The sequence below is a fragment of the Thalassospira sp. CA1 genome (genome assembly GCF_059052855.1).
In genome coordinates, this window is the sequence record NZ_JBZCIA010000005.1 from 97,443 (window position 1) to 120,164 (window position 22,722).

The 22,722-nt window shown below is 56.0% G+C and carries 22 protein-coding genes; 8 read left to right on the top strand and 14 right to left on the bottom strand.

Annotation, left to right across the window (positions count from 1 at the left end; translation table 11 throughout):
* The first annotated feature begins 42 nt into the window (after window positions 1–42).
* The gene (locus AC5Q5A_RS10625; protein ID WP_231959765.1) at window positions 43–1,377 is read left to right on the top strand and encodes an outer membrane protein assembly factor BamB family protein; all 1,335 of its coding nucleotides are present in this window, start codon (window positions 43–45) and stop codon (window positions 1,375–1,377) included.
* Between the two features lie 110 nt (window positions 1,378–1,487).
* A complete protein-coding gene (der, locus tag AC5Q5A_RS10630; protein WP_493895245.1) occupies window positions 1,488–3,023 on the top strand; it encodes a ribosome biogenesis GTPase Der in 1,536 nt (511 codons plus the stop codon).
* Between the two features lie 347 nt (window positions 3,024–3,370).
* Here the strand turns inward: der and AC5Q5A_RS10635 are convergent, their stop codons facing one another.
* Complete coding sequence (locus AC5Q5A_RS10635; RefSeq protein ID WP_493895246.1) at window positions 3,371–3,859, bottom strand: c-type cytochrome; 489 nt, start codon at window positions 3,857–3,859, stop codon at window positions 3,371–3,373.
* 144 nt (window positions 3,860–4,003) lie between these two features.
* Window positions 4,004–5,035, bottom strand: a complete 1,032-nt coding sequence (locus tag AC5Q5A_RS10640) for an aldo/keto reductase (protein WP_493895247.1) — start codon at window positions 5,033–5,035, stop codon at window positions 4,004–4,006.
* 107 nt (window positions 5,036–5,142) lie between these two features.
* Here AC5Q5A_RS10640 and AC5Q5A_RS10645 point away from each other — a divergent pair, with 107 nt between their 5' ends.
* Window positions 5,143–6,048, top strand: coding sequence for a LysR family transcriptional regulator (locus AC5Q5A_RS10645; RefSeq protein WP_493895248.1), 906 nt, complete (start codon window positions 5,143–5,145; stop codon window positions 6,046–6,048).
* Window positions 6,049–6,096: 48 nt separating this feature from the next.
* Here the strand turns inward: AC5Q5A_RS10645 and AC5Q5A_RS10650 are convergent, their stop codons facing one another.
* The 12 genes from AC5Q5A_RS10650 to rpsF all read right to left on the bottom strand — a co-directional run bounded on the left by AC5Q5A_RS10650 (window position 6,097) and on the right by rpsF (window position 17,587).
* On the bottom strand, window positions 6,097–6,810 hold the full coding sequence (locus AC5Q5A_RS10650; RefSeq protein WP_493895249.1) for an SDR family NAD(P)-dependent oxidoreductase: 714 nt from the start codon (window positions 6,808–6,810) through the stop codon (window positions 6,097–6,099).
* A complete protein-coding gene (gene purF, locus AC5Q5A_RS10655) occupies window positions 6,807–8,267 on the bottom strand; it encodes an amidophosphoribosyltransferase (protein ID WP_063088372.1) in 1,461 nt (486 codons plus the stop codon). The genes AC5Q5A_RS10650 and purF overlap by 4 nt, the downstream gene beginning before the upstream one ends.
* Before the next feature lie 64 nt (window positions 8,268–8,331).
* Complete coding sequence (locus tag AC5Q5A_RS10660; RefSeq protein ID WP_008890535.1) at window positions 8,332–9,018, bottom strand: CvpA family protein; 687 nt, start codon at window positions 9,016–9,018, stop codon at window positions 8,332–8,334.
* Window positions 9,019–9,339: 321 nt separating this feature from the next.
* On the bottom strand, window positions 9,340–10,752 hold the full coding sequence (gene radA / locus AC5Q5A_RS10665; RefSeq protein WP_063088371.1) for a DNA repair protein RadA: 1,413 nt from the start codon (window positions 10,750–10,752) through the stop codon (window positions 9,340–9,342).
* 59 nt (window positions 10,753–10,811) lie between these two features.
* Complete coding sequence (locus AC5Q5A_RS10670) at window positions 10,812–11,588, bottom strand: ABC transporter ATP-binding protein (protein WP_493895250.1); 777 nt, start codon at window positions 11,586–11,588, stop codon at window positions 10,812–10,814.
* A gap of 18 nt (window positions 11,589–11,606) precedes the next feature.
* A complete protein-coding gene (locus tag AC5Q5A_RS10675) occupies window positions 11,607–12,380 on the bottom strand; it encodes an MlaE family ABC transporter permease (RefSeq protein WP_008890538.1) in 774 nt (257 codons plus the stop codon).
* 59 nt (window positions 12,381–12,439) lie between these two features.
* Window positions 12,440–13,561: an alanine racemase gene (alr, locus tag AC5Q5A_RS10680; RefSeq protein WP_120226201.1), complete on the bottom strand. Its 1,122-nt coding sequence runs from the start codon at window positions 13,559–13,561 to the stop codon at window positions 12,440–12,442.
* 49 nt (window positions 13,562–13,610) lie between these two features.
* Window positions 13,611–15,149 (bottom strand): replicative DNA helicase, encoded by a 1,539-nt coding sequence (locus AC5Q5A_RS10685; RefSeq protein ID WP_008890540.1) that lies wholly within the window; start codon window positions 15,147–15,149, stop codon window positions 13,611–13,613.
* A gap of 204 nt (window positions 15,150–15,353) precedes the next feature.
* Window positions 15,354–15,968 carry a 50S ribosomal protein L9 gene (gene rplI / locus AC5Q5A_RS10690; RefSeq protein WP_197147179.1) on the bottom strand — a complete coding sequence of 205 codons (615 nt, stop codon included), beginning with the start codon at window positions 15,966–15,968 and terminating at the stop codon, window positions 15,354–15,356.
* Window positions 15,968–16,906, bottom strand: a complete 939-nt coding sequence (locus tag AC5Q5A_RS10695) for a DUF2232 domain-containing protein (protein ID WP_493895251.1) — start codon at window positions 16,904–16,906, stop codon at window positions 15,968–15,970. Before AC5Q5A_RS10695 ends, rplI begins: the two co-directional genes overlap by 1 nt.
* A 47-nt stretch (window positions 16,907–16,953) precedes the next feature.
* Window positions 16,954–17,187, bottom strand: a complete 234-nt coding sequence (rpsR, locus tag AC5Q5A_RS10700) for a 30S ribosomal protein S18 (RefSeq protein ID WP_008890543.1) — start codon at window positions 17,185–17,187, stop codon at window positions 16,954–16,956.
* 22 nt (window positions 17,188–17,209) lie between these two features.
* On the bottom strand, window positions 17,210–17,587 hold the full coding sequence (rpsF, locus tag AC5Q5A_RS10705; protein ID WP_008890544.1) for a 30S ribosomal protein S6: 378 nt from the start codon (window positions 17,585–17,587) through the stop codon (window positions 17,210–17,212).
* 644 nt (window positions 17,588–18,231) lie between these two features.
* Here rpsF and fabD point away from each other — a divergent pair.
* The 5 genes from fabD (at window position 18,232) to mltG (ending at window position 22,715) form a co-directional block, all read left to right on the top strand.
* Window positions 18,232–19,173 carry an ACP S-malonyltransferase gene (fabD, locus tag AC5Q5A_RS10710; protein WP_008890545.1) on the top strand — a complete coding sequence of 314 codons (942 nt, stop codon included), beginning with the start codon at window positions 18,232–18,234 and terminating at the stop codon, window positions 19,171–19,173.
* A gap of 42 nt (window positions 19,174–19,215) precedes the next feature.
* Entirely contained in the window at window positions 19,216–19,956 is a 741-nt protein-coding gene (fabG, locus tag AC5Q5A_RS10715; RefSeq protein ID WP_008890546.1) for a 3-oxoacyl-[acyl-carrier-protein] reductase, read from the top strand.
* A gap of 170 nt (window positions 19,957–20,126) precedes the next feature.
* Entirely contained in the window at window positions 20,127–20,363 is a 237-nt protein-coding gene (locus tag AC5Q5A_RS10720; RefSeq protein WP_008890547.1) for an acyl carrier protein, read from the top strand.
* Window positions 20,364–20,451: 88 nt separating this feature from the next.
* On the top strand, window positions 20,452–21,711 hold the full coding sequence (fabF, locus tag AC5Q5A_RS10725; RefSeq protein WP_064781619.1) for a beta-ketoacyl-ACP synthase II: 1,260 nt from the start codon (window positions 20,452–20,454) through the stop codon (window positions 21,709–21,711).
* Window positions 21,712–21,740: 29 nt separating this feature from the next.
* Window positions 21,741–22,715: an endolytic transglycosylase MltG gene (mltG, locus tag AC5Q5A_RS10730; protein WP_493895252.1), complete on the top strand. Its 975-nt coding sequence runs from the start codon at window positions 21,741–21,743 to the stop codon at window positions 22,713–22,715.
* Window positions 22,716–22,722: the final 7 nt, after the last annotated feature.

Sequence of the window (22,722 nt, forward strand, 5' to 3'; positions counted from 1 at the left end):
CCCGCGATCCATATGACGTGAGTTTTTTCAGGGGATACGGTTTTGACCACACGCGGTATTAAGTCACTTCTTTGCGTAATGGGCCTGACGGGCCTTTTGGCAGGGTGTTCAAGCTGGCTTGGCGAGGCAGAAGATCCGCCGCTTCCCGGCGAGCGTATTTCGGTTCTTGCCCTGCAAAGCACGGTTCAGCCCGACATTGAACTGACCGACCAGCGCGTGATTTTGCCCGAACCCGAACCGATGGTCGACTGGCCGCAAAATGGCGGCTACCCGAGCCACGCACTCCATCACGTTGCGCTTGATAACGATGTTCTCGAACAGGACTGGTCGATTGATATCGGCGAAGGGTCGATGGATGACAACCTTCTGCTTAATCAGGCGATTGTTGCACGCGGTGTGATCTTTACCATCGATGCCAGCGCCGAGGTCCGTGCCTTTGCCGCATCATCGGGCAAGCGCATCTGGTCGCTTGAACTCGCCCCTGAGGACGAAGAAGACAGCACGCTTTTGGGCGGCGGTCTGGCCTATGAGGCCGGTGTTATCTATGCCACGACGGGCTTTGCCGAAATTATTGCCATTGATGCGCCAAGTGCCACGATCCTTTGGCGTCAACAGGTCACAGCACCGATGCGTTCTGCGCCGACTGTGCGCGGTGGCCGTGTGTTTGCCATTACCATCGATAACCAGACCGTCGCACTGAATGCGCGCACGGGTGAAACGCTTTGGAACCATCGTGGTGCGTCCGAGGGCGCGTCCTTTATCGGTGGTGCCAGCCCGGCGGTGGATCAGGGCGTTGTCATTTCGGCCTATTCGACGGGGGAACTTTATGCCCTTCGCGTTGAAAACGGTCAGGTGATCTGGTCGGATGCGCTGGCGGCGGCCGGTCGTACCGATGCGGTGTCGGCGATTGCCGATATTCGCGGCCTGCCGGTGATTGATAATGACCTTGTGATTGCGACAAGTAACTCCGGTTTGACGACCGCGATTGACCTTCGCACCGGGGTTCGTGTCTGGGAACTTGAGGCCGGTGGCATCCAGTCACCATGGGTGGCCGGCGAATATGTATACCTGCTAACCAACACAAATGACTTGATTGCCTTGCGTCGACGCACCGGACAGGTTAAATGGGTGACCGTTCTGCCCCGTTTTACCGATCCCGAGGATCAGGAAGGCCCGATTGTCTGGACAGGGCCGGTACTGGCCGGTGACAGGTTGATCGTTGGTAACGAGCAGGGCGAAGTAATGACTGTTTCCCCTTATAGCGGTGACATTCTTGGTGAGGACGAAGTATCCGGGCCAATTACCCTGCCGCCATCTGTTGCCGGTGACAGCCTTTACTTCCTGACTGCGGATGCCGATCTAATCGCATATCGCTGATCAGGATACAGTTTTAGGCAAGGCGATTTGCCTTGCAGGATTTGCGATGCGCCGTGGGTCAATGTGCCCACGGCGCATAACGCCTTTTATTACGAGAGTCTGAAAATCAGATGTCGCTGAAAGTTGCCATTATCGGTCGCCCCAATGTCGGGAAGTCGACCCTGTTTAACCGTCTGGTCGGCAAAAAGCTGGCGCTTGTGGACGATCAGCCCGGTGTGACCCGTGACCGCCGTTATGGCAAGGCACGCCTTGGCGATATGTCTTTTGACATTATCGACACCGCCGGTCTGGAAGAAGCGTTTGATAATTCCGTCGAAGGCATGATGCGCCAGCAAAGTGAAAAGGCGTTTGAGGAATGCGATGTTGCGCTGTTCCTGATTGATGCCCGTGCCGGTTTGACGCCGCTTGATAACCATTTTGCCGATTGGCTGCGCAAACGCGAGAAGCCGGTCTATGTCATTGCCAACAAGCACGAAGGCCGTGATCAGGATCCGGGCCTTTATGAGGCCTATGGCCTTGGCCTTGGCGATGTCGCGCCGATCTCGGCCGAGCATGGCCTTGGGATCGAGTTGCTCTATGACATGCTTGAGCCGCACTGGAAAGAATGGAAAGACCGCGAACGCGTCGCCAGACAGCATGCACGCGAAGCAGCACAGGAAGCTTTGGACGAAGCCCGTGCCGATAGCCTTGCAGACGAAGATTTCGACGACGACGACGGTTTTGCCGATGATGAAGGTGAAGTCTTCCCGTCCTATGAAATCGAATTCAGCGAGGACGACGAAGACGAAGATGGCGAACTGATTGTCGAAGGTGCGCGTGACAATTCGAAAATTCAGTTGGCAATTGTCGGCCGTCCGAATGCCGGTAAATCAACCCTTCTGAATCAGTTGCTTGGCGAAGAGCGCGTCATGACCGGGCCGCAGGCCGGGCTCACCCGTGATTCGATTGCGGTTGACTGGTCCTATGAAGGCCGCCCGATCCGTCTGGTCGATACCGCCGGTATGCGCCGCAAGAAGAAGATCGATGACCGCGTTGAAAAGCTGTCGGTTGCCGATACGCTGCGCGTGATCCGCTATGCGCAGGTCGTGGTTCTGATGATCGATGCGACCAACACGCTTGATAAGCAGGATCTGACGATTGCGCGTATGGTGCTTGAAGAAGGCCGTGCGTTGATCATTGCGGTTAACAAGTGGGATGCGATCATCGACAAAAAGGGCGTCATGCAGGAACTGCGTGACAAGCTTGATACGTCCTTTGCCCAGGCCAAGGGTATTCCGGTTCTGACCTTCTCGGCCCTGACCGGGCGTGGCACGGATCGCCTGATGCCGACCGTCCTTGATATCCACGATATCTGGAGCCGCCGCATCCCGACCTCGCAGCTGAACCGCTGGCTTGAGGCAACCACCGAACGCCATTTGCCGCCGGTCATTTCCGGGCGTCGTATTCGCCTGCGCTATATGACCCAGGCGAAATCACGTCCGCCAAGCTTCTTTATCAACTGCTCCAAGGCAGCCGAACTGCCCGAAAGCTACACGCGCTATCTGATCAATGGTCTGCGCGAAGATTTCGATATGCCGGGCGTTCCGATCCGTATTTACCTGCGCAGCAGCGACAACCCCTATGCCAACAAGAAAAAGAAACGCTAGAGCGCGTCGCGTTTAATCGGCATCATTTTGTTTGTTTTTGGCGTGTCGTTTGGCAAGGCACAGCGTGCAGAGCGATGCGGCGCATCGGTCAAACGGTGTAACGTCGCGAAACGCCGCCAAAAGCGAACCCTTCGGGCCGGGATAACCTTCCGCCCCGCAGCGTCAAGACCCTTGAACGTAGCCCCGCTACGTCCTGCGGTCCTTTCCTCGCCGGACAGAAGGTTATCTCCGGCAAAATGGTACCGATTAGACCCGACGCGCTCTGGTTTCGACTTGTTGCCAAACACAACAAAGCCGCCCGTCGGAAACGAGGGCGGCTTTTTCGTGCCAGATAGCTGCGCAAGGCCTTATTCGAACGCGGCAGACGGACCGTTATCAATGATTTCCTTGATATGGTCGGGAAGGTCCTGTTCGGTGAAGCCTTCCTGGATTTCGCGGCTTTGGACAAAGGCGAAAATGTCGGCAATATCCTGGCCAGAGAAATCAATCTGATAGCCAAGATCGGCCTGCTGAAGGGCCAGCATCTGCGGTGCGCCGCGCCACATGCGGGCAAAGAATTCGAACGGCTCGCGCGCGATATTCATGTTTGACGCATCAAGGCTGGTGGCGACATCGCTGCCAACATTGTTGACCGAATGACAAATCACGCATCCGCGCTCCGCAAACAGGGCCTTACCGCGTTGTGCATCCATTTCCGGCATCGTGGTCGCCAAGGACCCGTTCCCGCCTGCCTGCGCCTCTGTGGTGGGCTGCAGGGTTATCGGTGTTGCAATGATCAGTGCCAAGCCAATAGCCCCCAAGGGGGCAAAGATGCAGTTACGAAGCGCCTGTTTCATGGCAATACCCAGATTGATTGTTGCGGATTGAGGCCATGCTAACGACCCGGGGCGGGTAAATGCAATCAATTGATGGTGCTTGTAAATTTTAAATATTTTCCCGGGTGAGCGGTGGGGGCGAACACCCGGGAAAAAGGCCCGGTATCAGGCCGGCGGATTAAGCAGGGCAAACCCGTCCTGTATGTAATAGGGGTAATGTGGATAGGGAGGCATGCGTTCACTCACCTTGTTCAGACGGGCGATCTGATCGTCGCTAAGTGACCAGCCAACAGCGCCAAGATTATCGATCAGCTGTTGCTGATTGCGCGCCCCGATGATCACCGAGGAGACGGTCGGGCGTTGCAACAGCCAGTTGATCGCGATTTGCGGCACGGTCTTGCCGGTTTCATCGGCAATTTCGGTGAGGACATCGACGATGTCATAAAGCGTTGAGTCATCAACGGGTGGGCCGAACTGACTGGTTTCGTGCAACCGGCTCTGGGCCGGGATCGGGGTGTTGCGACTGATCTTGCCGGTCAGGCGGCCCCAGCCAAGCGGGCTCCAGGCCATTGCGCCAAGGCCCTGATCCTTGCCAAGCGGCATCAGATCCCATTCGTAGTCACGACCAACCAGCGAATAGTAAACCTGATTGGCGACATAGCGTGACAGCCCATGGCGTTCGGCAATCGACAGCGATTTCATGATCTGCCAGCCGGCAAAGTTTGACACCCCGATATAGCGGACCTTTCCGGCCCGGATCAGTTCATCAAGGGTGACCAGAACTTCCTCGATCGGTGTGTAGGCATCAAAGGCATGAAGCTGCAACAGATCGATGTAATCGGTGCCAAGACGCGAAAGTGCCTGTTCGGTGCCGGTAATCAGGCGACCGCGTGCCGTGCCGTAATCATTGGGCCCTTCGCCCATCGGCAGGCCGAGTTTGGTCGAGATCATGACGCGGTCACGCCGTCCCTTGATCGCCTGACCCAGAACGGCTTCAGATGCGCCATCGGAATAAACATCGGCACTGTCAAAAAGGTTCACGCCATGGTCAAGGCAGATATCAATCAGTGATGTGGCCTCAACGGCATCTGTTGTTCCCCAGTTCGAAAAAAGCGGGCCTTGCCCGCCAAAGGTGCCGGTGCCCAGCGACAGGACAGGAACCCGAAGGCCCGAGTTACCCAGTTGTCTGTATTCCATATTCAATCTCCTGACAGGTGATCGTGTGAACTGCTTGGGAATATGGACAGAAGATCGATTTTCAACTAGTAAGACCTATGGAACATTATTTGTGAGTTGAATTCCACATGGTGCGTCTTGACACAAACCGTTCCGGGGAAATGGAAGTCTATGTCCGCGTGGTCGAACGCGGCGGGTTTTCTGCGGCGGCACGTGATTTCAATATGACGCCATCAGCCGTCAGCAAGCTTGTTCGACGGCTTGAAAGCCGCCTTGGCGTGCGGTTATTGAACCGTTCGACCCGGAAATTGCAACTCACCCCCGAAGGCCAGCGGTTTTATGACCGCGCGGTCAGTGTTCTGGCAGATTTGACCGATGCAGAGCACGAGGCCGCAAGTGCCGTGCAGCCGCGTGGCAAGCTGCGCGTTACGGTGAATATGCCTGTCGGGTTGCATCGTATTTTGCCGCTTGTGCCAAGGTTTCAGGCACAGTTCCCTGATATCGATCTTGATATCACGGTCAGTGACAAGGTCGTCGATTTGTACGAGGAACGGGCCGATGTCGCTATTCGCAGCGGCCCATTGCAATCGTCGGGTCTGATCGCGCGCAAGCTTGGGCAATGTCCGATGGTGATTGTCGCATCGCCGGACTATCTGGACGCGTTTGGTACGCCGCATCGTGTTGAGGATCTAAGTGGCCATCGATTGATTGGCTATAACTTCCCGCGCGCGATCAGTGAGTGGCCATTCGATGATCACGGGACAATCAAAACCGTCATGCCCGGTGGCAAGGTCTGTGTCGGGGATGCGGAAAGTGCCCGTCTTTTGACGGTTGCCGGTGGCGGCATTGCGCGTTTGGCGGCTTTCCACGTCAGGGAAGATGTCGCTGCCGGACGGCTGCGTGTGTTGCTGGCGGCATTCCAGCCCGATGGCGGGGTTGATATTCATGCCGTGTATGTCGGGCAGGGCGGGTTGATGCCCGCACGCGTGCGGGCGTTTCTGGATTTCTGTATTGAAAATGTCGATCTGAACTGAAAAAGGCCGGGGGAAACCCGGCCTTTGAATTCGCTGTCGATCCGAAACTTAGTACGCGTTGACCACTTCACCGTGTTTGGTGCAGCTGGCTTCTGCCAGATCGACAAACACGTCGGTGATGCTTTCAGGCGTCGGAAGCGTTTGGGGATCTTCGCCCGGATAGGCTTCGGCACGCATTTTGGTGCGGATGCGGCCCGGATTGACCAGATTGACTTTGACCTTGGTCTGTTCGAGTTCCTGCGCATAGGACAGAACAAGGCTTTCAAGGGCTGCCTTGGTCGACGCATAGAGGCCCCAGAAAGCACGACCCTTGCTTGATGCGTTCGAGGTCACGAAGATTGCCCGGCCGGCCTCAGACAGCTGCAGGAGCTTGTCCGTCGTGCGGATCAGGTGGAAGTTTGCCGTGACATTGGTGGCATATGTGTTCTGGAACACCTGCGCATCAATGTGGCCGACCGGGGCGATTTCGCCCAGAAGGCCGGCATTGCCAACAACGATATCGAGCTTGCCAAACCGCTCATAGATCGTCGGGCCCAGCATGTCGATCTTGTCGAACATGGTCAGATCAAGCGGCAGCAAGGTGATCTTGCCACCTGCATCGGTCACTTCGTCACTGAGTTCTTCAAGCGCGCCGACATTACGACCAATCGCAATCACATGCGCGCCCTCGGCGGCAAAGCGTTTGGCAACCGCACATCCGATCCCGTGCGAAGCCCCGGTGATCAGGGCAACGCGACCTTCAAGACGTTTGGTGTCGGTCATGCAGACTGCCTTTCAACCAACTGGCTGAGCTTGCGGTCCTTGTTTTCGGCATTGTGATCGGTGAGCTTGATCGGGTAGTCGCCGGTGAAGCACGCATCACAGAAGGCCGGGTTGTCGTTGTCACGGCCTTCAAGACCGGTCGCACGATACAGGCCATCAATGGTGACGAAGGCCAGGCTGTCGACGCCGATGATCTTTGCCATGCTCTCGATGTCGTGATTGGCCGCCATCAGTTTGTCTTTGGACGGGGTATCAACGCCATAGAAGCACGGGTTCATGGTCGGCGGGCTGGTGATGCGCATATGGACTTCGGCCGCACCGGCCTGACGGACCAGATCAACGATCTTGGTCGAGGTGGTACCGCGCACGATCGAGTCATCAACCAAAATAACGCGCTTGCCCTTAAGCTTGCCGGGGTTGGCGTTATGTTTCAGCTTCACGCCGAGGTGGCGGATCTGATCGGTCGGCTCGATAAAGGTACGCCCGACATAGTGGTTGCGGATGATGCCCAGTTCGAACGGAATACCGCTTTCCTCGGCATAGCCAAGGGCGGACGGCACACCGGAATCCGGGATCGGCACGACAACGTCGGCATCAACAGCGGATTCACGGGCCAGTTCGCGACCGATATGCTTGCGCACGTCATAGACGCTTGTGCCTTCGACAATGCTGTCGGGGCGGGCGAAGTAGACATGCTCGAAAATGCAGAAGCGCGATTTTTGCGGCTTGAACGGCTTGATGGAGCGCAGGCCATCATCGGTGATTTCAACGATTTCGCCCGGTTCGACGTCGCGGATGAATTCCGCGCCAACAATATCAAGGCCAACCGTTTCCGATGACAGGATATAGGCGTCATTCAGCTTGCCCAGAACCAGCGGGCGCACACCGAGTGGATCCCGCACACCGATCAGTTTCTTCTGGGTCATGACAACCAGTGAATAAGCGCCTTCAACCTGACGGACCGCATCGATCAGGCGATCGACGATCTTTTCATACAGGCTGGTCGCGATCAGGTGAATGAAGGTCTCGGTATCCGAGGTCGACTGGAAGATCGAGCCGCGTTTGACAAGGCGTTCACGCACCGCAAGCGAGTTGGTCAGGTTGCCGTTATGGGCAATCGCCAGACCACCGAATTCAAAGTCGGCAAAAAGCGGCTGCACGTTGCGAAGGCCCTTGCCACCCGCCGTCGAGTAGCGGACATGGCCAACCGCACGGTGGCCGGGCAGGCTTTTGATGACATCTTCTGAACCGAAGATATCGCCAACCTGGCCGGATGCCCGGTGTGCCGGAAAATCTTCGCCGTCATAGGACACAATGCCTGCGGCTTCCTGTCCGCGATGCTGCAGCGCATGCAGGCCAAGGGCCGTTAATGCCGTCGCATCGGGGGAGCCAAAAACGCCAAAGACGCCACATTCTTCACGTAGCTTGTCGTCATCAAATGGATTGGTGGTCAGCATGAGTGGGTTCCGCTCTCTCGCCGGTGGCGCACGGAATTCGTTATTCTTACGAAACCCACACGCCTCACTCGTTAGTGGTCGCCTCAATCAGGCGATCCAAATCATCGCGCGAGGGCCTTGTATACCCGTTTAGGGGCGCGGGTCCAGTCCCTTTTGGTTCCGGACCAAGAAGTTGGCGATAGGTTTTTTCGTTCGCATCGGCCTCACGCTGAGCGCGCTCAAGCTCTTGCGCCGTGGTATCGAAAATTTCGTCAGGTGCCATGCGCATAATGAGGAAGGCACCTTCTTCCAGAACCGGGCGGGTGCGGGCATCACGGACCCAGTCGGGCTGCGAATCTGCTGGCAGCAACCAGGACAGCGCCAGGAAACCGATACAGACGATCAGTGCCCCGCGCAAAAGCCCGAATACAAAGCCAAGCGTGCTGTCGAGGCTATCGAGGCCGGAATTCTGAACCGCCCGGCCAATGCGCCCGCTGATGAACGAGAAAATCAGGAATGAAATCAGAAACAGGCCAACCCCGGTTGCCAGATCGGCAATCAGTTCGGACGGGATCAAATCCCGCACATAGGGCCGCGCAACCGGATAGCCATAAAGTGCGACAAGCCCGGCACCGACCCAGCCCATCATCGAAAGGGTTTCGTGGATAAAACCGCGGAAAAAGGCAAAGATCCCCGATATCAGCAAAATGCCGACAACAATCAGATCAAACACATCACGTGCGCCAAGATCGGGAAGGGCGGAGAAATCCATTTATGCGTAAACCTTGTTCGTCAGTCCGGGTGGCGGGGCGGTCATGCTTTGAAGGCGCCTAGGGTCAAAACTCATTCACATAATCGTTCCGGTCTCCCGGATTTGTGCGGATATGCGGAGCAAAATCGTGGGAAGATCTAAATCTTTCAAGATTTTGCGACAAAATAGCCCGTGCAAATCCGGGTGATCCGAAGGACAACTGATATGAGAGAAAGCCTCTGCGTCAAATCCCTTGAACGGGGAATACCCCGCTCGGCGGGCCTTTCCTAGCTTTTTCTCTCATATCAGTTGCCGGCTCGGTCATGTGAATGAGTATTGACCCTAGTACATGCCTTCGCGCGGACGCACCTTGTCGCGGACATCGTCGCCGAAGAGGTTTACCAAATCCTGAAGATGGCCGATTTCGGTCTGATTGAGGCCCTTGATCGACATCTTCTTCTTACCCTGGGTGCCATTCTTGGGCGTATAGGCATTGCCAAAGCCAAGTTTGGTGGCTTCTTTCAGTCGCGATTCGAGTTGCCCGACCGGGCGAACTTCCCCCGAAAGGCCGATTTCCCCGACGATCACGGTCTCGCCCGGAACCGGCGCATCGGCGACCGCCGAAATCAGTGCCGCCGCAACCGCCATGTCGGCGGCGGGTTCACCCACCCGCAAACCACCGGCGACGTTAAGGTAAACATCAAACTGGCTGAGCGGCAGGCCACAACGGGCATCGAGCACGGCCAAAATCATGTTCATACGCGCAGAGTCCCAGCCAACGACCGCACGACGCGGGGTGGCAAGGGCCGATTGCGCAACAAGCGCCTGAATTTCGACCAGCATCGGGCGTGTGCCCTCAAGCCCGGCAAAGACCGCCGTGCCACTGACCGGGGAATCACGATCTGCCAGAAACAGTGCGGACGGGTTGGGGACCTCGACCAGGCCCGCATCGCCCATTTCAAACACACCGATTTCATCGGTCGCGCCGAAACGGTTTTTGACTGCGCGCAGAATGCGGAACTGATGACCGCGTTCGCCTTCGAAATACAAAACCGTATCGACCATGTGTTCCAGCACGCGCGGACCGGCGATCTGGCCTTCCTTGGTGACGTGACCGACTAAAAGCACGGCAAATCCCTTGCGCTTGGCAAGGCGGATGAGTTCCAGCGCACAGGCGCGGACCTGTGAAACCGTGCCCGGCGCACTATCAAGGGTGTCGGCATACATGGTCTGGATTGAGTCAATCACCACCACGTCGTGGCTGCTGGCTTCAAGGGTTGTGATGATGTCACGCAGGCTGGTGGCGGCGGCAAAATCGACCTTGGATTTTTCAAGACCCAATCGGGCGGCGCGCATGCGGACCTGATCAACCGCTTCCTCGCCCGAGATATAGGCGCATTTATGTTTGGCGGCCATCGCACCGACGGCCTGCAAAAGGATGGTTGATTTACCAATCCCCGGATCGCCGCCCACCAACAGGGCCGACCCCGGTACAAGCCCGCCACCACACGCACGATCCAGTTCGGTGATGCCGCTTATGATGCGTTTGGGGCTGGCACTTTCGCCTTCAAGGGCGACGAATTCGATGGTCTTGCCCTTTGCCCCGCCGGCAATGCCGCCGGTGGCCTTGGGGCCACTTTCAACGCGCTCTTCCTCGATGCTGTTCCATTCGCCGCATGCGTCGCAACGCCCGGTCCATTTGCGGTATTCGGCACCGCAGTTCTGGCAGATGAAACGGCTTTGGGTTTTGGCCACAGAATGCTCCGCAGATCAAAGAAGTGTCAGTAAGGGCGTATATGTCGGTCAGGTAACGCTCAGAGATGCTTGAGATCAAGTTCAAGCGGACCTTCGATATCACCGGCAACGAATTGTTGCAAATAGGGGTTATCGGACGTGTCGATATCAGCAACCGGTCCATCCCAGATGATCTTGCCCTGATAAAGCATGGCAACCCGATCAGCGATCTTGCGCGCACTGGCCATATCATGGGTGATGGTCATCGCACTGGCACCGAGTTCGCGGGTGCATTTGACGATCAGGTCATTGATGACATCGCCCATGATCGGGTCAATGCCAGTGGTCGGTTCGTCAAAGAACAGGATTTCCGGTTCCGTCGCGATGGCACGCGCGAGGCCCACACGTTTTTGCATGCCGCCCGAAAGTGATGCCGGGGACATTTGGGCGATATCAGCCGCCAGACCGACATCCTCAAGCCGTGCAATGGCAAGATCGCGGGCCTTGGCGGGTTTCATGCCCTGACCTTCGATCAGGCCAAAGGCGACATTTTCCCAAACGGTGAGTGAGTCAAAAAGGGCAGCGCCCTGAAACAGCATGCCGGTTTTTGCCAGCATGGCATCGCGTTCGGCCTGTGACGCGGTGGTCATTTCGACCCCGTCCACCTTGATTGATCCCTGATCCGGGGTAAGCAGGCCCAGAACGCATTTCAGCGTAACCGATTTGCCGGTACCCGATCCGCCAATGATGGCAACCGATTCACCTTTGGCGACATCAAGATCAACACCCTGAAGCACCTTTTTCGGGCCAAAGCCCTTGTGAACGTTGCGAAGCGATATCTTGGCTGTGTTGCTCATGATCCTGTCAACCGGCCCTTATCGCGTGAAGAACAGTTCGGTGACGATATAGTTCGAAATCAGGATCAGTATAGAGCTTGAAACAACCGCATTGGTCGTTGCCTGACCAACACCCTGCGCACCACCCCGGGAATGATACCCGTGATAGCATCCCATCAGCGTGATGATAAAGCCAAACACCGCGGCCTTCACCAGGCCCGAAACGACATCAAGCTGTTCGAGATACTGGAACGTGTTGCGGATATAGGACCCGTCATTAAAGCCAAGCTTGTTCACGCCAACCAGATAACCACCCATTACCCCGATGATATCGCCGATCAGAACCAGAACGGGCAGGGTGATCAAACCGGCAATTACGCGCGGCACAACCAGATATTTGAACGGATTGGTCGACAGGGTCACAAGTGCGTCGATCTGTTCGGTGACACGCATGGTGCCGATTTCTGCGGCAATCGCCGCACCAACACGGCCAGCAACCATGAGGCCAGCCAAAACCGGCCCCAATTCGCGGGTCATGGAAATGACAACCACGGTCGCAACCGCACTTTCGGCCGAAAAGCGCGAAAACCCGGAATAGGATTGCAGCGCCAGAACCATCCCGGCAAACAGGGTGGTCATGGCGACAACCGGCAAGGAGAAATAGCCGATTTCACGCATCTGTTTGAAAATCAGGCGGAAATAGATCGGCGGTGTGACCATGTGGCCGATGGTGCGACCCGCAAATACCGTGACGCGACCGACAAGGGCCAAAAAGGTCAGAAACATATGGCCAACCGGCGCAAAGATCGGCATCTGTACTTCGAAGTCCCCTGTTATCGACCTGCCGGAATTGTCTGGCTGGCTATTATGATTTAGCTCTCTGTATAAACCCGCCGGTAGCGATGTCCAAGAGAAGTTAGAATTTCATAACCGATTGTACCAGCAGCAGATGCAACGTCGTCAACCGTCATCTTGTCATCAAGAAGCGACACCATATCCCCGGCCTTAAGCGTTTTGCCCGGAAGGTCGGTGATATCAACCGTGATCGCATCCATCGAAACACGTCCGACATAGGGAACTTCGTGCCCCTTGATGATCAGCTTGCCGGAATTGGACAGTGAACGCAGCCAACCGTCAGCATACCCGACTGCAAGGGTGGCGATTTTCGATTTGCGTTTTGCCTGCCAGGTGCCGCCATAACCAACCCTCTGAGGTTCATCGATTTCGCGGACCTGAAGGACTTTGACCTTAAGGTTCACGACAGAACGCATCGGGTTGGTGGTTTCCGGCGTCGGGTTGCCCCCCCAAAGGGCGATGCCCGGGCGGCAGAATTCCAGATGGTAGTCATCGTTGCGGAAAATCGCCGACGAGTTACAGAACCCGCGCGGGGCCGGCGGCAGGCGACGATACCATTTCATGAACAGGTCGTACTGTTCCTTGGTGACCGGATTTCCGGCCTCGTCAGCCGCAACCGGGTGGGTCATGTAACCGGCCTTTTCAAACCCGTAGAGCAGGGATGAATAGCGGTCGACCAAGTTGCTGACATCAAGCGGCGTCAGGCCAAGGCGGCTCATACCGGTATCAAGATGGATAAAGGCCGGGGCCGGACGTTCATATTCGCGGCACAGGTTTGACCAGCGCTCGATCTGTTCAAGATCATTCAGAACCGGGATGACGTCATTTTCAATAAAGAATTCCTCGTCACCGGGCAGGACACCGTTCAGAACCGCAATGCGACCACCACCACGCAAAACCGGGAACAGTTCGGCGGCTTCGTTGGCTTGCGCCACAAAGAACAGCCGGCATCCCTGCTTTTTCAGGACCGGGACGATGGTTTCAGCGCCAAGACCATAGGCATTCGCCTTTACCACAGCCGCACAGGTGCGCCCGGTATAGCGTTTGGTCAGGGTTTTATAGTTGTCGGCAACTGCTTTCAGATTGATTTGCAGTTCCGCGCACTCGGCAGCACGGCCGACGGCGGGAAGAACGGTCATTCGTAATACCCCGTGGAATCCGTTGGTGGATGGGTGGTTGCCCTATCCTCTATTCATATTCTTCTTCTGTGTGATCAAGATCACCAAACTTGGTGTAGTTCCCGTCAAAGAACAGGCGCACGTTGCCCACCGGGCCGTGACGCTGCTTGGCAACAATAACCTCGGCAGTGTTGTAAACGTGGTTCAGACGTTCCTGCCACTGCGAGTAACGTTCCCCGAACTTGTCGGTGGCTTCTTCCGGGCGCTGGGCCGGTTCGGCACGTTCGAGATAGTACTGTTCGCGATAAATGAACATCACGACGTCGGCGTCCTGCTCGATCGAGCCGGATTCACGAAGGTCGGAAAGCTGCGGACGTTTGTCTTCGCGCTGTTCGACCGCACGTGAAAGCTGCGACAGGGCCAGCACCGGAACTTCGAGCTCCTTGGCAATCGCCTTGAGCATACGGGTAATTTCCGAGACTTCCTGCACACGGCCATCGCCACGGAAGTTGGTCGGCGGTGCCAGAAGCTGCAGGTAATCGACGACGATCATCGCAAGGCCGTGCTGACGCTTAAGACGGCGGCAACGTGTGCGAAGTGTCGATACCGGAAGGGCCGGCGTATCATCGATATAGAGCGGAACGGTATTGAGTTCCTGGGTGGCCAGCAACAGACGTTCGAAATCCTGTTCGTTCAGATCACCACGGCGCATGTTATCGCCCGAAACCTCGGCCGCCTGCGACAACAGGCGCCCGGCAAGCTGTTCGGCCGCCATCTCAAGCGAGAATACGGCAATCGCCCCGGTTCGGGTTTCATCGCGGGTATCTTCGCCCGCTGCGCGGTTCTGATGCGATGCGATGGCGGCGTTAAACGCGATGTTCATCGCAAGGGCTGTTTTACCCATCGACGGACGACCGGCAAGGATCAGCAAGTCAGACGGGTGCAAACCGCCAAGCTTGCGGTCGATATCGCGCAAGCCCGTGGTTACACCGACAACGCGCCCGGCGTTTTTATAGGCGTGATCAATGTTCTCATAGGCCTTGGCAAGGGCGGGGCCAAAGGCGACAAAGCCCGATTCCGCAGAACCGGCTGTTGCCAGCGAGAACAGTTTCTGTTCGGCTCTTTCGATCTGGTTGGTGGCGTCGGTATCAAGTTCGTACTGATAGGCTTCATTGACGACTTCCTCGCCAAGCTCGATCAGTTCGCGCCGCAGATACAGGTCATAGACCAGCTTGCCATAGTCGCTGGCATTGATCACCGAAACCAGATTGTTTGACAGTTCGGCCAGATATTGCGCACCACCGATTTCGGCAAGATGTTCATCCTGCTTGAAATAGGCTTTGAGCGTGACCGGGTTGGCCAGTTGGCCACGTTCGATCAGCTTGCCGCAGGCCTCAAAGATGCGGCCGTGACGCCCATCGGCGAAATGTTCCGGGCGCAGAATATCAGACACGCGCTCGTAGGCTGCGTTGTTATTAAGGATCGCGCCAAGAAGGGCAGCCTCCGCTTCAAAATTGTGCGGCGCCATGCGATCGAGCACCATTTCGGTGTCGGCGCCATGGTCCGGTTCAAGCGGGGCAAAAAGGGCATCTAAATTGGGATCTGTCATGGGCCGAAAAGGTAGCAGGCATCAGCAAGACCGCAAAGAGCTAATCGGTATAACTCATAGCCGGTATTCCGCCAGCGCAGAGGTCGCAAATGCCACAGGCTCCTGAAATGCTTTGAAAAAATCGACGGGCTTTGGCGTTAAGGCAAAAGAAAACGGCACATCCCTGCGGATGTGCCGTTTTCAAATTGTTCGAAGAACCTGCGATTAAGCGTTGGTTTCTTCTTCGTCAGCTTCGATTGCTTCTGCAAGGTCAGCCGGAACTTCTTCTTCGAAGAGTTCTTCAGCGGCTTCGAGGGCTTCCTCTTCTTCCGCTTCCATTTCTTCGATGGTGCCAAGAACAGCAGCACCCTTACGGAGCTGTTCAGCGGCATCTTCTTCGGAACGTGCAACGTTGGCGGTTACCTCAATGATAACTTCCGGGTGCAGGTTGATACGGACCTGATGCAGACCAAGGGTCTTGATCGGCTGATCAAGAACGACCTGGGTACGGGCAACAGTGAAGCCTGCTTCGGTTACTGCGTTTGCGATATCGCGGGCAGTGACCGAACCATAAAGCTGGCCAACGTCGGATGCCTGACGAACGACGGTGACTGCGAGTTCACCCATCTTCTCGGAAACAGCTTCTGCTTCCTTACGGCGTTCCAGGTTGTCAGCTTCAAGCTGTGCTTTCTGTGCTTCGAACACAGAGATGTTTGCTTTGGTTGCACGAAGGGCCATGCCCTGCGGCAGCAAGCGGTTGCGGGCGTGGCCCGGCTTGACAGTGACTACGTCACCCATCTGACCGAGTTTTTCTACCCGCTGGAGCAGAATAACTTCCATCACCGATCCTCCTCATTGCTACGGGTCATCGGTTCTTTCCCCCGCAGCCTGATTAAATGCTCAACAATTCCAAGTCCGGTGATCGCGATAAACGACCAGGTGGACAGAACCGCGACGATGTAAAACACCGTCAGAATTACACGTTTTTGCGGCCATCGGGCTGCCTGCCCATGCACCAGCGCCAATCCCTGAAACAGAAACGGCACTGCCAGTACCACCGCGACGTTGCGCGCCACATAAGCCAGCGAACCATCGGCAAAGCCGACCGTAAACCCGGCCAGGGCAAACACAAACAGTGACCAGCCAGGCAAGGCAAAGGTTGCCATACTTGGTGTCGGACGCAGGTTTTTGCCTGCACGCACCAAAATTGCCTGTGCGATTGCGGCATTGGCGAACAGCATCAATAGCCAGCTCACCGCTGCAATCGCCGGGAAGTAAGTCTGGAACATACCAATCAGACCCTGAACATCGGATGTCATAGGGACACCCATTTCCGAGTACATCTGGCTCAGGAACTTCGCGATGAAGTCCTGAATGTCCACACCTTCCGCCGTCAGTGTTCCGGTAACGAAGATCATTACCGTCGCGACCATGACGGCCATGGCACTTACGACAATTCCGGAAGGCAGAAAGGCAAGATTGCCATTTTGATCTTTCCGGACGACCAGCGCCATGCGGGTCAACAACATCGCCGGTCCGGCAAACACGACCATAAAGACCGTGAAAGGCAGTAATCCCCCCATAAGAACGAGGGCAATACATGCGGCAAATGCCGCAACCAGCAGGCGTTTGGGCCCTTGCCACAATCCCGTAAGGAAAAGCGGCAGATGCCCGAAGTATGAAAGCAAAAGAGCAAACGGATTTCCTGATAGAACCAGCAGGAACAGAACGGCACTGCCAAGTCCGGTCCCAATCGCTATGAGGGTGTCACGTTGCATCATTTACTCCCGGCCCGAGACCTCAAAAGGGTCTCTTGCCGACTGCCTCAGACCTGGTCTGCATATGGCAGCAGCGCCAGGAAGCGTGCACGCTTGATGGCTTTCGCCAGTTCGCGCTGCTTCTTGGCCGAAACCGCAGTGATACGGCTCGGAACGATTTTGCCGCGTTCGGAAACGAAACGCTGCAGCAGTTTGACATCTTTGTAGTCAATCTTCGGCGCATCATCACCCGAGAACGGGCAGGTTTTACGACGACGGAAAAACAGACGACGTCCAGCCATGATATTATCTCCTCGCTATCTGTTAGCCGTTCTGACGGGGACCGCCACGGCGATTACCGCCACGACCGCCGCGCTCGTCGCGGTTGCGCAGAATGGCAGACTGTTCTTCTTCGAACTCGTCAACCTTGACAGTCATCTGACGCAGAACGTCTTCGTTCAGGCGCATCTGACGCTCGTATTCCGCGATCGCGTCTTTGTCAGCTTCGATCTGGAAGAGAGTATAGTGGCCTTTGCGGTTCTTTTTGACACGGTATGCCAGGGAACGCAGACCCCAATATTCGGTTTTGGCGATTTTGCCGCCGAGACCTTCGATGGTCTGGGTCAGCTTTTCGTTCAGACTTTCGACCTGTGCGGTCGAGAAGTCCTGACGTGCGATAAACACGCTTTCGTATTTGCTCATAATACTCCTATTACTCCTTTTGGCTTATCTCTTCCTGCATGACCTCGTGCCATGCAGGCATAGCCGGACAATCCCGGCAAGGAGCCGTGAGACGGCGGAATATACACTTTTCGCCCATGAGTGCAACGCCAAATGCAGCTTTTTGCCGATTACGGGATAGTGCGATGGCTTTGACAGTATCGGCAGAAACCTGCGTGTTTCTGGCTTGGATCTGTCATGGGGTGAGCATTGCAGTTTCGGGATAACCGACATGCACGCGATTGTGAAGGCGGCGTTTGTCCCTGCATTCAATGTATCTTCCGACTTAAAGCGACAGCAGGCCTTGGTTTTCCATACGGCTTCGGCGGTGGAGCTTGTGGATGTGTGGGTGTTGCGTATTGTGCGCTGCGCAACAGCCAGTCCTTCGTAAATGACGCAAAATATGCCATAAACGCGCAAATCGGGTGTCAAACCCGAAAGTCACACTATTGTTATAGTGTGATCGCGACGTGCAGTTTTGGGGCGTAAAAAAATCAAACCAACCGCGTCCATCAGGTTTCAGTTCTTGACAGTGCGCTTGCGCACGCTATCAAGGGTGGCTCAATTTCAAGGGGCCGGTTTTCGGCACAGTCTTCGTAGAAGCGGACAAGGGTTTATTTAATATAATGACACGCGCACTCGTTTTCCCCGGACAGGGGTCGCAAGCGGTAGGTATGGGCAAGGAACTGGCAGACGCATTCCCGGTTGCCCGCGAAGTTTTCCAGGAAGTTGATGATGCGCTTTCGCAAAAGCTTAGCGCGTTGATGTTCGAAGGTCCGGAAAACGAACTGACCCTGACCGAAAACGCGCAGCCGGCCTTGATGGCGGTCAGCCTTGCGGTGACCCGTGTTCTGGAAAAAGAAGGCGGCTTTACCCTGACCGATAAGTGCGATCTTGTTGCCGGTCATTCCCTTGGCGAATATTCCGCCCTTGCAGCAGCGGGCACCTTTGCCATTTCCGATGCCGCGCGCCTTTTGAAAATCCGTGGTCAGGCGATGCAGGCCGCCGTCCCGGTCGGTGTTGGCGCGATGGCAGCCCTTCTTGGTCTTGATTATGTCGATGCGGTTGCGGTTGCCGAAGAAGCAGCACAGGGTGAAGTTTGCACCGCCGCCAATGACAATGCCAGCGGGCAGGTTGTTGTTTCCGGTCACAAGGCCGCTGTGGAGCGCGCGATTGAGATCGCCAAGGAAAAGGGCGCAAAGCGCGCTGTGTTGCTGCCGGTATCGGCACCGTTCCATTGTGCCCTGATGCAGCCGGCAGCCGATCGCATGGCAGAGGCGCTTGGCGCTGTGACCATGAACGCACCGGGCAAGCCGGTCGTGGCCAACGTGACCGCAGAAAAAACTGATGATCCGGAAACCATTCGTAAACTCCTTGTAGAGCAGGTTTGCGGCACCGTGCGCTGGCGTGAGTCGGTTCTTTATATGAAAGAACAGGGCATCACCGATCTGGTAGAGATCGGCGCAGGCAAAGTTTTGACCGGCATGGTGCGTCGTATTGACCGCGATCTGAGCGGTACGGCTGTGAATGGTCCGGCAGATATCGAAGCATTCCTCGGCGCTCTGTAAGAGTGTCCGGAACACGAACGAACCCAAAGGGAACGAAAATTTATGTTTGATCTTGCAGGGAAAACAGCACTCGTAACCGGTGCGACCGGCGGTATCGGTGGCGAAATCGCCAAGGTTCTGGCCGAAGCTGGTGCGAAGGTTGCTCTGTCGGGGACCCGTCAGGAACGCCTCGAAGCGGTTGCTGCCGAAATCGGTGGCAACGCTGTTGTTGTTCCGGCCAACCTTTCGGATAAAGAATCGGTCGATGGTCTGATCAAGAATGCCGAGGAAGCCCTTGGTGGTCAGCTTGATATTCTGGTTAACAATGCCGGAATTACCCGTGATCAGCTTGCCATGCGTCTTAAGGATGAAGACTGGCAGGCAGTTCTTGATGTGAACCTGACCTCTGCCTTCAAGCTTGCGCGTAATTCGCTGCGCGGCATGATGAAACGCCGCCACGGCCGTATTATCAACATCACCTCGATCGTTGGTGTGACCGGCAACCCGGGCCAGACCAACTATGCCGCTGCCAAGGCCGGGATGATCGGTTGGTCAAAATCGCTGGCGCAAGAGGTTGCGGCGCGCGGAATTACGGTTAACTGTGTGGCACCGGGCTTTATTACCACGGCCATGACCGAAGAACTCGGAGATGCCCAGAAAGAAAAGCTTTTGGGCGGTATTCCGGCAGGTCGCATGGGCGACAGCAAAGAGATCGCAGCAGCGGTTCTGTATCTTGCAAGTGACGAAGCTGCTTATGTCACAGGACAGACCTTGCATGTGAATGGCGGAATGGCGATGATTTAACCCGTTGCGGGTTGCCTTCTTTTCTGTTTAAAAGAGGCCGCTATACCAAATATTGAAACTGGCGATTGTTCGTTGCCGGTTTCCGGTTCCCGGGAACTCCTTCAATAGGGGGACACAACGGGTACCACGTGTAAACTAACTGACAGAAAACCTATTGAAGGATTTGAGCTATGAGTGATGTCGCAGATCGCGTGAAGAAGATCGTTGTCGAGCACCTCGGTGTTGAAGAAGACAAGGTCACTGAAAACGCAAGCTTCATCGACGATCTGGGCGCAGACAGCCTGGACACCGTTGAGCTGGTTATGGCGTTTGAAGAAGAATTCGGTTGTGAAATTCCGGATGACGCGGCTGAAAAAATTCTGACCGTTAAAGACGCGATCGACTTCATCGAAAAGGCGGACAGCTAAGTTTGCTGTTAGACATGGGCGCCTAGAGGGCATCCTCAGGCGCCCTTTTCGTCTTTGCTGGATTCATAGAATAAAGGCGTAATGCGGGATGAGACGCGTAGTTGTTACCGGTATTGGTGCTGTTACTCCGCTTGCTAGCGGGGCACAGAATACTTGGCAGAAACTGCTGAACAGCCAATCCGGGATCAAAAGCATCGATACGTTTGACGTGTCGGATATCCCTGCCAAAATCGCAGGCCTCGTGCCGCGCGGTGAGGGTGACGGACTTTTCAACGCTGAAGATCATGTCTCGATCAAAGACATGAAGAAAATGGACGATTTCATCGTCTATGGGATTGCTGCTGCTGATCAGGCGATTGCGGATTCTGGCTGGAAGCCGGAAACCGACGAAGATCAGGAAGCAACCGGCGTTTTGATCGGTTCGGGGATCGGTGGGTTGCCCAAGATTTCCGAGGCAACTGATCTGGTCAATAACGGCAAGACCCGTCGTGTCAGTCCGTTCTTCATTCCGTCTTGTCTGATTAACCTGGTCTCGGGTCAGGTTTCGATCAAACACGGTCTTAAAGGTCCGAACCACGCGGTGGTTACCGCTTGTTCGACCGGTGCACACGCCGTTGGCGACGCATCGCGCATGATTATGCTTGGCGATGCCGATGTCATGGTTGCCGGTGGTGCCGAAGCTGCTGTTTGCCGTCTTGGCATGGCGGGCTTTGCTGCTGCACGTGCGCTTTCGACCAGCTACAACGACACACCGACCGAAGCATCCCGTCCATGGGATGAAGGCCGTGACGGTTTCGTCATGGGCGAAGGTGCGGGCTGTGTCGTTCTTGAAGAATACGAACACGCCAAGGCGCGTGGTGCCAAGATTTACGCCGAAGTTGCCGGTTACGGCATGTCAGGTGATGCTTATCACATCACCGCACCGGCCGAAGACGGCAATGGCGGCTTCCGTTCGATGCGCAATGCCATCCGCAATGCGGGTCTGAACCCGGAAGATGTTGATTACGTCAACGCGCACGGTACCTCGACTCCGCTGGGTGATGAAATCGAACTGGGTGCGGTCAAACGCCTGTTTGGTGATCATGCCCAGAAAATGTCGATGTCTTCGACCAAATCGGCAACCGGTCACCTTCTGGGTGCTGCCGGTGCGATTGAAGCAGTGTTCTCGATCCTTGCGATCCACGAAGGCGTTGTTCCGCCGACGTTGAACCTGCGCAATCCGTCCGAGGCATGCAAAGGCATCGATCTGGTTCCGCTTGAAGCCAAACAGCGTAAAGTCAATGTCGCTCTGTCGAACTCGTTCGGCTTTGGCGGCACTAACGCATCGCTTGTTTTCAAGGCCGTTTAAACAGCAGAGCAACCCCCGGGAGCATTCCCTTGAAGCGTTTTCTGCTTTTTATTGGCTTTCTGATCATCACCGCTGCTCTCGCCACAGGTGGGGCAGCGGTGTATGTTTATGTGCAATACACATCGCCCAGCAATTTGGCGCAGGAACGCGACATCATCATCCCGCAGGGGACCGGTGTTCGCGGTATTGCCGAGATTTTCCAACGTGAAAACATCATCACCGAACCGCTGATCTTCCTTGCCGGGGTTCGCGTCAGTCAGCTTGACCGGTCACTACGTGCGGGTGAATACCATTTCCCGGCCCGGGTCAGCCCGAAACAGGCTGCTGAAATTCTGGCCTTTGGGGATACGGTCAAACGGTTCGTCACCATCCCCGAAGGTCTTCGTTCCGGCGAAATCGTCGATCGGATCAATCTGGTTGACGGATTAAGTGGCGAGATCACTGATATTCCGGCCGACGGAACCTTGTTGCCGGAAACTTATCAGTTCTCGTTTGGCGATACGAAGCAAAGCATCATTGATCGCATGCGCGCAGCTCACGATGAAATGGTCAAACAGCTTTGGCCGGGCCGTCAGGAAGGATTGCCGTTCGACACCATTGAAGAGGCGGTCATCCTGGCCTCCATCGTTGAACGCGAAACCGGTGTTGCTGGCGAACGGGCACGGGTTGCCGGCGTGTTCATCAATCGCCTGCGACGCGATATGCGCCTGCAGTCTGATCCGACAGTTGCCTATGCGCTTAGCCCGGACAAGCGTCTTGAACGTCCACTGACGCGCAAGGATTGGCGTTTTGAGAGCCCCTATAACACCTATGTCACCAGCGGCCTGCCGCCGGGGCCGATCACCAATCCGGGGCGCGATGCGTTTTATGCCGTGCTGCATCCGGCTGCGACCGAAGATCTGTACTTCGTTGCAGACGGGACAGGTGGGCATGCCTTTGCCAGAACCCTTGATGAGCATAATCGCAACGTTGCCAAGTGGCGGCGCATCCGTGACGGGCAGTGATCACCAA